Raw genomic sequence first — 14,639 nt, forward strand, 5'->3', positions numbered from 1 at the left:
TTTCAATATGAAAAAGACATATATTAACGGACTAGGTTGTATTTCGGCTCAAAAAACGTTCGATACTATTTTTTTGGAAGAAGCAGAATTAAACGAGAATGACATTGTTCTTGCTTTAAAAGGTCCCATTTATAAAGATTTTATTCCTCCTGTTGCGATTAGAAGAATGGCAAAAGGAGTCAAAAACGGAATTGTAGCTTCGACTCTTGCATTGCGTGAAGCCAAGTTAGAAACTGTTGATGCCATAATAACTGGAACCGGAATGGGTTGTATTGAAGATTCTGAAAAATTTTTGAAAGCTATTTTAGATAATGATGAACAGTTTTTAACACCCACTTCGTTTATCCAATCGACACACAATACGGTTGGAGGACAAATTGCTTTGGGCTTGCAATGCAAATCGTATAATTTGACCTATGTAAACGGTTCTGTATCTTTTGAATCTGCTCTTTTTGATGCAAAAATGAAGATTGAAGAACAGGAAGCATCTTCTATATTAGTTGGAGGAATTGATGAAACTGCTGATTATACGATGTCTTTGTTTAAATTGGCTGGATTTTTAAAGAAGGAAAATCAAGGACCTTATTCCGTTTTAGAATCAACCACTAATGGAGTTGTTTTTGGGGAAGGGGCTACTTTTTTTGCTTTAGAAAATGAAATAAAAGAAAATACAATTGCCGAAATTTTAGATGTAGAAATCCTGAATAAATTGGATGTATCCGAGGTTGAAGGAAAGATTATTTCTTTTTTAGCTTCAAATGATCTGAAAATTAATGAAATGGACGCTATAATTTTAGGATATAATGGCGATGTTGAATCTGATTTGTATTATAAAAATCTTTCAAAAATTACTTTTGCAAACATCCCACAAGTATATTACAAACATTTAAGTGGGGAGTATGATACTGCTTCTGCATTTGGGTTATGGGTTGGTTCAAAAATTATCCAAACGCAAAATATTCCCGATATTGTAAAAATAAATGCACTAGATAAAGCAACGTATAAAACTATACTTTTGTACAATCAACGCAATGGAAAAGATCATAGTTTTACTTTAATATCAAGCTGTTGAAACATAAAATTGTAACTGTTTTTTTTATTTTGTTTCTAATACTACTCACTTTGATTAGCTTCTTTGTAGTAATAGATGTCCATTTTTTTATTATTGTTGCTTGTTTTTGGTTTTTGATTGTATTTTGTGGCTCTACGTTTGTGGCTTCCAATTATCATGTCAAAACCTACTGCAGTAATCCATTGGAAAACGAAAAGAAAATTGCACTTACCTTTGATGACGGCCCAAATGAAATGACACTTACGGTTTTAGATGTATTACGGAAGTACAATGCTAAAGCCACTTTTTTTTGTATTGGAAAAAATATAGCAAATCACCCCGATATTTTAAAAAAGACGATAAAGGAAGGGCATGCCATTGGGAATCATTCCTATAGTCATTCTCCTTTTTTTGATTTTTACAGAAAAAATCAAGTAATTTCAGAAATCAAACAAACCGATGCTTTGATTGAATCTGTTTCGGGTTTGAAACCAAAATTATTCAGACCGCCTTATGGAGTTACCAATCCTTCCATTCGAAGAGCATTGAAGGTAACCGAGCACCAAACGATTGGTTGGAATATTCGATCATTGGATGGAATTATCAAAAACGAAAAGTTTCTTTTGGATCGAATTGTAAAAAGAATTAAACCTGGAGGAATTGTACTTTTGCACGATACGTCGAGTCAAACGGTAAGCGTCTTAGAAGAATTGTTGTCGTTTTTACAAAAAAATAATTACACTGTTGTTCCCTTAGAGGAACTCCTGAATATAAAAGCTTATGCGAACTAAATTTTTTCTGCTATTACTATTTTTGAGTGTCAGTCCTTTTAAATCATTGGCGCAAGAGCAAAAAATGAGCGAAAGTGAGATTGCTGCTTTCAAACAATCTGTTGCTGTTGTTTCTAAAAAAATCAACACTTTAAGTACAGATTTTATTCAATACAAGCATCTTGATTTTCTTTCGAAAGACATTGAAACATCTGGTAAAATGGTTTTCAAAGAACCTAATTTATTGCTTTGGCAGTACAAAAAACCCTATAATTATTCGATAGTTTTTAAAAACGGAAAAATATTGATTAATGATGAAGGAAAGAAAAGCGCCGTAGATATTGGAAACAGTAAATTATTCGGAAAAATAAATAAGCTAATTGTGGGTAGTGTGAGTGGAGATTTATTTGATGATAAGGAATTTTCTATTTCATACTTTAAAAATAAAGACCAAAATACAGCCAAGTTTATTCCAAAAGAGGCGACACTAAAGAAATATATCAAACAAATAGAATTGACTTTTAACAAAGGCGATGCAACGGTTATACAAGTTAAGTTATTGGAATCCTCAGCAGATTTTACCCGAATTGTATTTAAGAACAAAATAATCAATACCAAAGTAGATGAAGCTTCTTTTACAAATTAGTAGTATTCTGGTTCTTGTATTGTCGTCTTGTTCTACAAATAAAGTGTTGAAGGAATATAAAACTGTAGCTTTAGAAAAAACTTTTTTGGAAGTGCCTTATTTTTCTAATTCTCAATTGGATTATGTTTACAAGGCTAATATAACAGTTTATGGAAAAGAATTAACCGGTATTTTTATCGCAAAAAAAATTGATGACAGTACGCACAGAGTCGTTTTTACAACAGAATTTGGCAATAAACTCATGGATTTTGAAATTTCAGAGAATGATTTCAAAGTCAATTATATTTTGGAGGAATTGGATAGAAATATTGTGATAAATACATTAATAACTGATTTTAGATTGCTTTTAAGATGTCATTACACGATTAGCGAACAATATGAAAATGCTGAGAATAGTGTTTATTTATCATTAGATAAAACTAAAATGAATTATCTGTTCTTTTCCAAATCAACAAATAAATTAAGTAAAATTGTACATGCATCTAAAAGAAAAGAAATAATAAACCTTTTTTTTAGTTCGGAAAACAATATTTTTGCTGAAAAAATTAGCATCCAACATAAAAATATTAAATTAACAATTGCACTAAATTATTTTAACCAACAAGACAATTAACTACTATGAATTCTAAAATGAAAATTGCCAAAGGATTATTAATTTTACTTTTTACTTTTTTTGGAACAATTCAAGCGCATGCTCAAGTGAGTTTCAGACCTGGATTACGTGGAGGAGCCAATTTTAGCCACTTCACAAAAGGAGACAATTATTATACTGACCTTAATAATCCATCAAATCTAGGTACAACGAATATTCAGTTTGATACAAAAACAGATTTTTATATTGGTTTTTATGGTGCAATAAAACTTTCAAGATTTTATACTTTACAGCCAGAAATCAATTATTCTGCTCAAGGATCAAAGTATAGATCAATAAATACGAATACTACTTTAGATGTTGATTATTTATCGATAGGAGTAGTAAATAAATTTACATTTGCAGATCGATTCAACGTGCATTTAGGTCCAACACTTGATTTTGTTACAAATAAAAACTTTGATACAGATACCAATTTTGATATGGCTTTTGTATTAGGTGTGGGATTAAATTTGACACCCAATTTTGGAATAGAAGCTAGAGTAAAAAAAGGTATTATTCCAGTTGCTGATTTTAATGAGAACCATACTAATGTCGTTTTTTCTTTAGGAGGAACTTATACTTTTGATGTAAAATAAGCTATGTTATTAAAAGATTTTTATACTATAATTTCGTTGGAAAACATTGCAGATTCTAAATACAAAGCTGTAATTTTAGTCAATGAAAAGCATGAAGTTTTCAAAGGACATTTTCCTGGAAATCCGATAATGCCTGGAGTTTGTATGATGCAAATTATAAAAGAACTGACAGAGCAAATTACAGGAAGTGCACTATTTATGCAATCATTATCAAATGTTAAATTCATGGCTTTGATTAATCCATTTAATACACCAGAATTACTTTTGGATTTGGATGTCACCGCTACAGAAGATAATTTGATAAAAGTGAAAAATGTGAGTTATTTTGGTGAAACTGTGGCTTTGAAATTAAGCAGTGTATATAGAAAAGTTTAGTTTTATAACCTCTCGATACTTATGTAGTAATGATTTTTTTTCTTAATGTCATTTCGTTATTTCGAGATAAATAACAAACTTTTTTTTGTCTTAGAGAATAATTGGTCATCAATGTATAATTTTATGAAATTTTAATTTATAAAAATGAAATCGCCATGACAGAAGCTGTCTCAAACACCTATGAAGATCTGGCGATACCATATTCCTATAAAAAACAAATATGATCTACATATGAAAACTATTTTTTTATTTCTTTTTTTATTTCTTTCCAGTACTCCTTCTATAACTGAAATCAGGAAATTATATACAACCGCTACTGATTCTGAAATTAATGCTAAAGAGTTTGCCGCAAAACTAAATGAGGTAGGCAAAGAAGATAGTAAAACGATGGTTGCATACAAAGGAGCTTCTTTGGCAATTATTTCTAAATTAGAAAAAAAGATTTCAGATAAATCTAAGAAGTTTAAAGAAGGTTCAAGTTTAATTGCATATGCTGTTGCAAATGAGCCAAATTCAATAGAAATTAGAATGATCCGATTGAGTGTTCAGGAAAATGTACCTAAGATTGTAAATTATAGAGGAAATAAAAAGGAAGATAAAAAGTTCCTATTAGACCATTTTAAAGAACAATCAGGAGCTTTGAAAACCTATATTGGTGATTTTATTACGCAATCAAAAAGTTTTACAGCTACCGAAAAACTTTTGGTAAAATAATTATTTGATAAATAGCTGAAGTCTTCAAATGGATCGCAATCTAGGTTTAGCAGATATTTTGATTGTTTACAAAAGAAGTAAAATTGTAACTTAAACAACATTGGATTAAAAAGTTTAAAGAAAGAGTAAATGAGTGCTAGTTTTCCAGAAACAGAACGAATGGAGCAATTAAAAGTTTGTGTTATTATACCGACCTATAATAATCACAAAACATTGAAACGTGTTTTAGATTCGGTTTTGCAATATACTTCAAATGTTATTGTGGTCAACGATGGCTCTACCGATAGCACGAATGAAATTTTGGAAGTTTACTCGCATTTGGAACAAATTCACCATACTAAAAATACTGGAAAAGGAAGGGCGATACGGAATGGTATAAAAAAAGCATTGGAATTGAAGTACAATTATGCCATAACTATAGATTCAGACGGTCAGCATTTTGCTTCGGATATTCCCAGTTTTATCGCAGCTCTTGAAAAAGATGCCGATGCACTCTTGATAGGAAGTCGCAATATGACTCAGGAAAATGTACCCAAAAAAAGTAGTTTTGGTAATAAGTTCTCTAATTTTTGGTTTTGGTTTGAAACTGGTAATAAGTTAGAAGACACCCAATCGGGTTTTAGATTGTATCCTTTGCAAAAAATCCCAAATCGTTTTTTTACCAATAAATTTGAGTTTGAAATAGAAATAATCGTACGTTCAGCTTGGAAAAATATTCCTGTCAAGAACATACCGGTACAGGTTTTGTATGACCCCGTAGAACGAGTTTCTCATTTTAGACCTTTCAAGGATTTTACGAGAATTAGTATTCTCAATACTGTTTTGGTAACTATTACTTTGATTTATATAAAACCGCGAAATTTTGTTCAGAAATTAAAAAAAAAAGGACTTAAGAAATTTTTCCTTGAAAATGTACTAGAAAGCAATGATTCAAATGCCCGTAAATCATTTTCAATAGCATTAGGCGTTTTTATTGGGATTTCACCTTTTTGGGGATTTCAAACGATTCTAGTTTTGTTTTTGGCTGTTTTGTTAAAGTTGAATAAAGCAATTGCTTTTGCTTTTTCCAATGTGAGTTTCCCGCCTTTCATTCCATTTATTATTTATGCATCGTTAACAATCGGCAGTTATTTTATAACAAATGAAAAACCATTGATTCTTAATATGAATATGACATTGGCAGATATTCAAAAGAATATTATGCAATACGTTGTTGGTAGTTTTGTTCTAGCTACTTTTATGGCTATTTTATTCGGCTTAACGAGTTATTTGTTACTCACTTTGATGGATAATTTAAAAAATAAAAAGTAGCAGTATGCACCAATATCTATTCTTTTTAAATTCATTCATCGCCAAGAGAAAATTATTTTCAATTGGTATAGCAGTTGCTATAGTTTTGTTTTTGGGATTCTTTGCTTCCCAAATTTCATTTCAGGAGAATATAAATCAATTAATTCCTTCGAACGATACATCTGGTATAACTACAAAAGTATTGGATCAGGTTAATTTTGCTGATAAAATCACTGTTATTATTTCCAATAAGAAGCAGGGTTCGACCGAGGATTTAACAGCATTTGCCAATACTTTTAAAGACAGTCTAGATGTAAATTGTAAGCCTTTTGTGGCCAAAGTGCAAGGTAAAATTGAAGAAGAAAATATACAAGAGACTTTTGATTTTGTGTATGCCAATTTGCCGTTATTTTTAGATCAAAAGGATTATGTGGCAATTCAAAATAAATTGCAAAAGGATAGTATTGCAAATAGCGTTGCCAGCGATTATAAATCATTAATTTCTCCTGCGGGATTGGTTTCCAAAGATTTTATTCTTCGTGATCCGCTTGGTATTTCGTTTATTGCATTGAAGAAAATGCAACAACTCAGCATTGGAGATAATTTTGCAATTGAAAATGGTTTTGTGTTAACCAAGGATAAACAGCATTTATTACTTTTTCTAACTCCAAAATTGGCTACAAATGAAACAGATAAAAATTCCATTTTCATTTCAAAACTGGAAAAAATTAGAATAAATTTGAATGAACATTTCAAAGGCAAAGTTGAAATGACTTATTTTGGGTCAACACCTGTTGCTGTTGCCAACGCCACTCAAATCAAAGCTGATGTGCAAAACACTTCCATTTTTGCTGGAATTACATTGATTTTGCTCTTGGCTTTTTTCTATCGAAGTTTGTCTACGCCAATAATTATTTTCATTCCATCATTACTCGGAGCTCTTTTTGCTTTGACTGTTTTGTATTTCTGCAAAGGTAGTATTTCGGCAATTTCATTGGGAATAAGTTCGATATTATTAGGAGAAACTACAGATTATTCTATTTATGTTTTGACACATTTGAGAAATAATAAAGATGTCAAATTATTATATAAAGACATTACAAAACCATTGTTGCTTTGCGGAATCACAACGTCGATTACTTTTTTGTGTTTGTTTTTTATCAAATCGGAAGCTTTACAAGATTTAGGGATTTTTGCAGCCTTAAGCGTGGTCTCAACATCTGTGTTTTCATTGGTATTGATACCAATTTTGTATCGTCCGCAATCTTCAAAACAAAATATCGAAACAGCTGTAAAGCTATCAAATTCTAATTCAGTTCATCAATTTTTATTTTCAGAGGCAAAAGGGCAAAATATAATTGATACATTGGGAGGGTATTCCTATCACAAAAATAAAGTATTGATTGGTTCCATGCTATTGTTGTTGGTTGTGTCGCTTTTTACTTATTCAAAAGTGACTTTCAATAATGATCTTTCTGCTTTGAATTTTATGACACCTAAATTGAAAATGGCTGAGAAACAATTGGACCATATTGCCAATAGTGACTCCTCAAAATCCATTTATTTAGCAACATATGGAAAAAGTTATAATGAAGTCGTAGCCAATAATAATACTCTTTTCCAAGTTTTGGTAAAAGACAAACAAGCAAACGGAATTTTAAATTTTAGCTCGATAGGTGGAATTGTTTTTTCGGCCGAAGTGCAAAAACAAAAAATTGTAGAGTGGAATACTTTCTGGGACACCCAAAAAAAAGCCAGTTTAACTCAATCGTTACAAAGCGAAGGCAGTCGATATGGTTTTAAAGCCACTACATTTGATGGTTTTTATGAGTTATTGAATAAAAGTTTTAAGCCAATAACCATTGAAGAATATCTTAGAGTGAAATCTTTTTATTTGGATGAATTTATAGCTCAAAAGAATGGATTTTATACCATTTCTACCTTGGTGAAAGTTCCTGTTGAAAAAAGGGATTGGTTTGTAAACGAAGTTAAAAAACAACCCAATCTAGTTGTTATTGATAGACAACAAACCAATGAAACATTTCTGGGTACGCTAAAAACAAATTTTGAAGATTTGGTTAATTATTCTTTTATTGCCGTGTTTATTGTATTGTTGTTGGCATTTAGAAAAGTAGAATTGGCTATTATTAGCATTATTCCAATCTTGATAAGTTGGATATTTACAGCAGGGCTAATGGGAATCTTTGGTTTGCAATTTAATGTGGTCAATGTCATTGTTTGTACCTTGATATTTGGAATAGGAGTTGATTACAGCATTTTTATGACTTCGGCTTTGCAAAAGGAATATACTTTTGGAAAAATTGAATTGCCTAGTTATAGAACCTCAATTTTATTATCGGTAGCTACGACAATTTTAGGGATTGGTGTACTTATTTTTGCTCATCATCCCGCCTTAAAATCCATTTCTTTAATTGCGATAATTGGAATATTTTCGGCATTGATGATTACCTTTATTCTACAACCTTTGGTGTTTCATTTTTTTGTTACCAATCAAGTAAAAAAAGGAAAAGCACCTTTTGAAATCAGACGATTATTACATTCGGTTTTGTCATTTTCTTACTTTGGTTTAGGTGGGTTTTTATTGTCAATGGTCAGTTGGATTTTGATGCGAATTATTCCTTTTTCGGATAAAACAAAACGCAGAGGCTTTCATTTTGTTTTATCCAAGTTTATGCATTCAGTCTTGATGACTTATCCTTCGATAAAACGCAAAATCACAAACGCTTCTAACGAAAAGTTTGATAAACCAGCTGTAATTATTGCCAATCACAGTTCGTTTCTGGATATATTAGCCATTGGTATGTTGAACCCAAAAATCATTTTTTTGGTCAGTGATTGGGTGTATAACTCACCTGTTTTTGGCAAAGGAGTTCGATTGGCAGGATTTTATCCAGTGTCCAGCGGAATGGATAATGGAATAGAACATTTACGAACCAAAGTAGCCGAAGGATTTTCTATTATGGTTTTTCCAGAAGGGACACGATCTGAAGATAATTCGATTAAACGTTTTCATAAAGGAGCCTTTTATTTGGCAGAACAATTGCAATTAGACATTGTACCGATAGTTATTCATGGCTATTCGGAGGTTTTGCCCAAAGGGGATTTTGTAATTAACGGAGGTGTTACAACTGTGACTATTTTGGATCGTATTTCATTTAATGATACCAGTTTTGGAAATAATTTGGCAGAACGTACCAAAAAAATAAGTACTTTTTTTAAGTTACATTATAAACAATTACGTTTGGATTTAGAAGGAAAGGATTATTTTAGAGCAAAGTTAATCAATAGTTATGCTTTCAAAGAATCTGAAATTATACAAGCGGTAAAAGTAGACTTAGATCAGTTTTTAGAATTATACTATGATCTAAATAAATGGATTGATGCTAAAGCTAAAATAGTTCATTTTTCCAATGATTATGGGCAATTAGACGTTTTATTAGCTTTGCAGGAACCACAGAGAAAAATTGATGCGATACTCGTTTCGGATAAAAATCGTGCTGTTGCCCAAACCAATTATATTGTAGGGAAAAGAAAGATACTTTATGGGGCGCCAATGGAGTTAATTGTTCTAAAGAAATATGATATTGTTTTAATTTCAGATGAAAGTTCAATTGACAATTACAATTTGGAAACCATTTGCAATTTAGCATCAACAGTCCTATTATTAAAAGCAGATAATCTAAAACCGACAATATTGAAATTTGGTTTTAGCATTGAATTTGAGATGGAAAATTTAATTATTCTTAAGAAAAAAGTAGAATGAGAATAAAGAAACACTATGATGTCGTTATAATTGGAAGCGGATTGGGCGGGCTCGTTTCGGCTATCATTTTGGCCAAAGAAGGTTATAGTGTTTGTGTCTTGGAAAAAAACAATCAGTATGGTGGAAATCTGCAAACATTTGTAAGGGACAAAACTATTTTTGACACCGGTATTCATTACATCGGTGGTTTAAGTGAAGGTCAGAATCTGTATCGCTATTTCAAATATATTGGAATAATGGATGATTTAAATTTAAAGAAATTAGACGAGAATGGACATGATATGATTTCTTTCGGTGATGTAAGTCAGGAGTTTCCTCATGCGCAAGGCTATCAAAATTTTATACAACAATTGGCTCATTTTTTTCCTGAGGAAGAAGAAGCAATACGCAAATATTGTGATGCTATAATAGCAACCTGTAATTCTTTTCCACTTTATAATTTAAGATCGGAAGGGCAATATGATACTGATATTTTGGGGGTAAATGCCAAAGTGTTTATTGACGGATTAACTGAAAATAAATTGTTGAGATCCGTTTTTTCGGGGAGTAATTTTCTATATGCCGGGAGTGGCGATAAATCCCCATTTTATGTACATGCATTGACGGTGAATAGTTATATGCAAAGTGCATGGCGTTGTATAAATGGAGGTAGCCAAATAACAAAACAATTATTAAAACAACTCAAAAAACACGGTGGAGTAGTTTTTAAATATAAAGAAGTACAAGAATTGGCCATTGAGAATAATGCTGTTACAAAAGCTATAATAAAAGACGGTACGAGTGTTTCTGCAAAGTATTTCATATCTAATGTGGATCCTAAAACCACCTTGAAAATGGCAGGTGAAGATCATTTTAGGAAAGCCTTCGTTAATAGAATTTCTAGTTTAGAAGGAGGAGTTTCAGCCTTTAGTTTGTATATCGTATTTAAACCAAAAACTTTTAAGTATTCCAATCGAAATTATTACCATTTTACACATAGTGACGAGGTTTGGACAGCACAGGACTATACGGAGGATACTTGGCCAAAAGCATTTATGGCTTCGATGAATGCTTCAAAAAATGATGATGGTTGGGCAGAGGGAATGACATTTATAACTTATATGAAATTTTCTGAGATGGATTCTTGGAAAGAAACATTCAATACTGTTGCAAATGAAAATGACCGAGGGGAGAGTTATGAAGCTTTCAAAACTCGAAAAACAAATCGTTTTTTGGAAGCAATAGAACAAAAGTTTCCTGGAATTAAAACTTGTATTAGATCAGTACATAATTCGACACCTTTGTCCTATAGAGATTATATAGGAGGGCATAACGGAAATATGTATGGTTACGAAAAGGATTCCAATAATCCGATGAAAACTTTTATTCCTTCCAAAACAAAGTTAGATAATCTTTATCTTACAGGTCAAAGTGTTAATATGCACGGTGTTTTGGGAGTCACAATAGGTGCTGTTGTTACTTGCTCAGAGATTTTAGGAAAAACATATTTGGTCAATAAAATCAATCAAAACGCCTAATGACATTAGTTTAAAGTGCATGAAAAAACATCTTTGTTATATTGTATTTCTCTTTTTTATGGTTGCTTCTTGTGGCACTTCAAAATCGATGCGACACCAACCTAATATCGCAAATTACAACAGCACCATCCCCATTGTTGAAAAAAAGTCCAATACTGCTTTTTATACAGGTCATAATTTTTTACTTAAAAACAAACAAAAATTGTGGGAACTCTACGTTGAAGGAGATCCTCTGGAGCGTGGTTTGGCTATTGGCAGTTTGACGGATTCTTTATTAAAAAAACAAGAGTATGTTTTCTTTGAAAAAGTAAATGATTTGGTTCCTTCCAATTTTAAAAAACGTGTAATGGTTGACTTTTTAAATTGGTACAATCGGAAGTTATTCTTAAATGTAGAAAATGAATTTCAAGCCGAAATTTATGGGCTTTCACAATATTCACCTCAGGATTTAAACTATATTGCTCCAAGTTTTTTAAGAGATTTGTATTTGCATGGTGCTCATGATATTGGTCATGCTGTTCAGGACTTAGCTTTAGTAGGTTGTTCATCATTTGCTGCTTGGGGAGATAAAACCGAAGATGGAAATTTAATTCTTGGACGAAATTTTGATTTTTATGTTGGTGATGCTTTCGCAAAAGATAAAATAGTGGCATTTGTCAATCCAAAAGACGGCTACCCTTTTATGATGCTAACTTGGCCTGGAATGATAGGAGTCTGCTCTGGTATGAATGTCGAAGGTTTGACAGTAACCATAAATGCGGGTAAGTCAAAAATTCCATTGATTGCCAAAACTCCAATCTCTATTTTGACTCGAGAAATAGTGCAATATGCTAAAAGCATTGATGAAGCAATTGCAATTGCAAAAAAGAAAAAAGTATTTGTATCAGAATCAATTATGGTGGGCAGTGCCATAGATAATAAGGCTGTTTTGATTGAAATTGCACCTGATAATTTGGAAGTTTTTGAAGTGTCAAATGGCGCACAGTTGGTTAGTACCAATCATTTTCAAAGTGATGTTTTAAAAGAGAATAAACGTAATAAAAATCAAATTAAAAATAGTCATTCCCAATATCGTTTTGATCGAATGAACCAGTTATTGGATCAAAGTTCAAAAATTACTCCTCAAATTGCAGTGGATATATTACGAAACAAAGAGGGACTAAATAATATACCTTTGGGCTTCGGGAATGATAAGGCTTTAAATCATTTATTAGCTCATCATGGAATTGTCTTTCAGCCTGCAAAACAATTAGTTTGGGTTTCGTCTAGTCCTTATCAATTGGGAGAATTTGTCTGTTATGATTTGTCTGCTATTTTTAAAAACAGCAATGCAAATGGCAACTTAGTTTCCTTAGAAGATGAAATTAAAAATATTGCTGCTGATCCTTTTTTAGAAACAGTCGAATACAAAAACTATGAACAATTTCGGGTAGAAGATAAAAAAATAGACTTTTTTTTAGAAAACAAAAAAGAATTATCTCCTGATTATATCAACTATTATCAATCGTTAAATCCTGATTATTGGGTTGTTTATTATAAAGTTGGATTGTACTTTTATCAAAATAAAAAATATACTTTGGCTAAAGAACAATTTGAAAAAACATTGACCAAAGAGATTTCCACACTTCCTGAAAGAGAAAAGATTAGCCATTATATTAAGAAAATAAAAACAAAACGATTATGATTCCAAAGATAGAACTAGCCACTACAACCGAAATAAAATCGTTTCAGGAGCAAAAATTAGTAGAAATATTAAACTATGTCAATAGCAATTCTCCTTTTTATAAAGCTCTTTTTTCTAAAAAAAATATTGATATTTCCAGTATAAAAACCCTTGAGGATTTATCGCTTTTGCCCCTTACCAAAAAAGAAGATTTACAAAAGCATAATGACGATTTTTTGTGTGTTTCTGCAAATAAAATTATAGATTATGCCACTACATCTGGAACTTTGGGCGATCCTGTTACTTTTGGATTGACCGATAATGATTTGGACCGATTGGCTTATAACGAAGCCATTTCATTTGATTGTGCGGGTATAAAAGAAGGCGATGTTGTACAACTAATGACCACTATTGATCGCCGTTTTATGGCAGGATTGGCTTATTTCTTGGGTCTTCGAAAAATGAAAGTAGGAGTGATTCGTGTTGGTGCGGGAATTCCAGAATTGCAGTGGGATTCTATTTTGAAATACAAACCTACGTATTTAATTACTGTTCCTTCCTTTTTATTAAAAATGATCGAATATGCCGAAAATCACAGTATTGACTTGAATAATTCGAGTGTAAAAGGAGCTATCTGTATTGGAGAACCTCTCCGAAATCAAGATTTCAGCATGAATGTGTTATCCAAAAAAATTACGGATAAATGGAACATCAAGTTGTTTTCAACCTATGCTTCTACCGAAATGAGTACAGCCTTTACAGAATGTGAACATGGAGTAGGAGGGCATCATCATCCCGAATTGATTATTATTGAAGTACTGGATGCTGCAAATAATCCAGTAAAAAATGGTGAATCTGGTGAATTAGTATTTACCACTTTGGGAATAGAAGCCATGCCGTTGATCCGTTTTAAAACAGGTGATATTGTACAATTGCATACCGAACCTTGTTTGTGTGGTCGAAAAACAATGCGAGTGGGACCCGTTATTGGAAGAAAACAACAAATGATTAAATACAAAGGAACAACTTTGTATCCGCCTGCGATGAATGATGTTTTGAACGATTTTGATAACATTGAAAGTTACATTATCGAAATTTCGACCAATGATTTGGGAACAGATGAAATTCTGATAAAGATTGTGGTTAAAAATCCAACACCTGTTTTTATGCAGGAATTAAAAGATCATTTTAGAGCCAAATTGCGTGTAACTCCTAAAATAGAATTTACTACAAGTGAAGCCCTAAAACCACTTATTTTTAATCCAATGAGTCGGAAACCAATTCATTTTTTCGATAACAGAAAAAACATTCTTTAGTTTAAAACTTCAATTTTAAAACCTGCTTTTTGAACTATTTCAATAATTTCACTTTCCAAAATACCATTGGATGTTACAGTAAGTATTTTGTCACTAGCTGTAGTATCTACTGTCCATTTAGTAATTCCTTTTGCAGCATTTAAAAAAGGTGTTACTGTAGTTATGCAACCGCCACATTTTATATTTGTTTTGAAATGAAATGTGGTTTCTTTTTCGTTTAGATTAATGTTCATTGCTATTTAATTTATTGTTATTTTAATTTTTTTAGTTTTAGCAGGTATAA

General features: G+C 31.6%; 13 protein-coding genes. 12 read left to right on the forward strand and 1 reads right to left on the reverse strand.

The window, feature by feature from the left end; genetic code table 11:
- Positions 1-7: 7 nt before the first annotated feature.
- From OZP06_RS14290 to OZP06_RS14345, 12 genes are all read left to right on the forward strand, one after another.
- Entirely contained in the window at positions 8-1,072 is a 1,065-nt protein-coding gene (locus OZP06_RS14290) for a beta-ketoacyl synthase chain length factor (protein WP_269222458.1), read from the forward strand.
- Complete coding sequence (locus OZP06_RS14295) at positions 1,069-1,842, forward strand: polysaccharide deacetylase family protein (RefSeq protein WP_281323875.1); 774 nt, start codon at positions 1,069-1,071, stop codon at positions 1,840-1,842. The genes OZP06_RS14290 and OZP06_RS14295 overlap by 4 nt, the downstream gene beginning before the upstream one ends.
- Positions 1,832-2,467: an outer membrane lipoprotein carrier protein LolA gene (locus OZP06_RS14300; protein WP_269222459.1), complete on the forward strand. Its 636-nt coding sequence runs from the start codon at positions 1,832-1,834 to the stop codon at positions 2,465-2,467. The genes OZP06_RS14295 and OZP06_RS14300 overlap by 11 nt, the downstream gene beginning before the upstream one ends.
- Positions 2,445-3,080, forward strand: a complete 636-nt coding sequence (locus OZP06_RS14305; RefSeq protein ID WP_281323876.1) for a hypothetical protein — start codon at positions 2,445-2,447, stop codon at positions 3,078-3,080. The genes OZP06_RS14300 and OZP06_RS14305 overlap by 23 nt, the downstream gene beginning before the upstream one ends.
- 5 nt (positions 3,081-3,085) lie before the next feature.
- Positions 3,086-3,697 (forward strand): outer membrane beta-barrel protein, encoded by a 612-nt coding sequence (locus OZP06_RS14310; protein WP_281323877.1) that lies wholly within the window; start codon positions 3,086-3,088, stop codon positions 3,695-3,697.
- A gap of 3 nt (positions 3,698-3,700) precedes the next feature.
- The gene (locus tag OZP06_RS14315; protein ID WP_269222462.1) at positions 3,701-4,072 is read left to right on the forward strand and encodes a 3-hydroxyacyl-ACP dehydratase; all 372 of its coding nucleotides are present in this window, start codon (positions 3,701-3,703) and stop codon (positions 4,070-4,072) included.
- A gap of 231 nt (positions 4,073-4,303) precedes the next feature.
- On the forward strand, positions 4,304-4,786 hold the full coding sequence (locus tag OZP06_RS14320) for a hypothetical protein (protein ID WP_269222463.1): 483 nt from the start codon (positions 4,304-4,306) through the stop codon (positions 4,784-4,786).
- Positions 4,787-4,915: 129 nt separating this feature from the next.
- Positions 4,916-6,097 (forward strand): DUF2062 domain-containing protein, encoded by a 1,182-nt coding sequence (locus tag OZP06_RS14325; RefSeq protein ID WP_281323878.1) that lies wholly within the window; start codon positions 4,916-4,918, stop codon positions 6,095-6,097.
- Positions 6,098-6,101: 4 nt separating this feature from the next.
- Positions 6,102-9,860 carry a 1-acyl-sn-glycerol-3-phosphate acyltransferase gene (locus OZP06_RS14330; protein ID WP_281323879.1) on the forward strand — a complete coding sequence of 1,253 codons (3,759 nt, stop codon included), beginning with the start codon at positions 6,102-6,104 and terminating at the stop codon, positions 9,858-9,860.
- Entirely contained in the window at positions 9,857-11,377 is a 1,521-nt protein-coding gene (locus OZP06_RS14335) for an NAD(P)/FAD-dependent oxidoreductase (protein ID WP_281323880.1), read from the forward strand. Before OZP06_RS14330 ends, OZP06_RS14335 begins: the two co-directional genes overlap by 4 nt.
- A gap of 19 nt (positions 11,378-11,396) precedes the next feature.
- The gene (locus OZP06_RS14340) at positions 11,397-13,061 is read left to right on the forward strand and encodes a C45 family peptidase (RefSeq protein ID WP_281323881.1); all 1,665 of its coding nucleotides are present in this window, start codon (positions 11,397-11,399) and stop codon (positions 13,059-13,061) included.
- On the forward strand, positions 13,058-14,356 hold the full coding sequence (locus OZP06_RS14345) for an AMP-binding protein (protein WP_281323882.1): 1,299 nt from the start codon (positions 13,058-13,060) through the stop codon (positions 14,354-14,356). The genes OZP06_RS14340 and OZP06_RS14345 overlap by 4 nt, the downstream gene beginning before the upstream one ends.
- Here OZP06_RS14345 and OZP06_RS14350 read toward each other — a convergent pair.
- On the reverse strand, positions 14,353-14,589 hold the full coding sequence (locus OZP06_RS14350) for a heavy-metal-associated domain-containing protein (protein WP_269222468.1): 237 nt from the start codon (positions 14,587-14,589) through the stop codon (positions 14,353-14,355). The two genes, OZP06_RS14345 and OZP06_RS14350, sit on opposite strands and share 4 nt — an antisense overlap.
- Positions 14,590-14,639 lie beyond the last annotated feature (50 nt).

The sequence above is a fragment of the Flavobacterium sp. IMCC34518 genome (assembly GCF_027111095.2).
In the GTDB taxonomy this organism is placed as follows: Bacteria; Bacteroidota; Bacteroidia; order Flavobacteriales; family Flavobacteriaceae; genus Flavobacterium; species Flavobacterium praedii.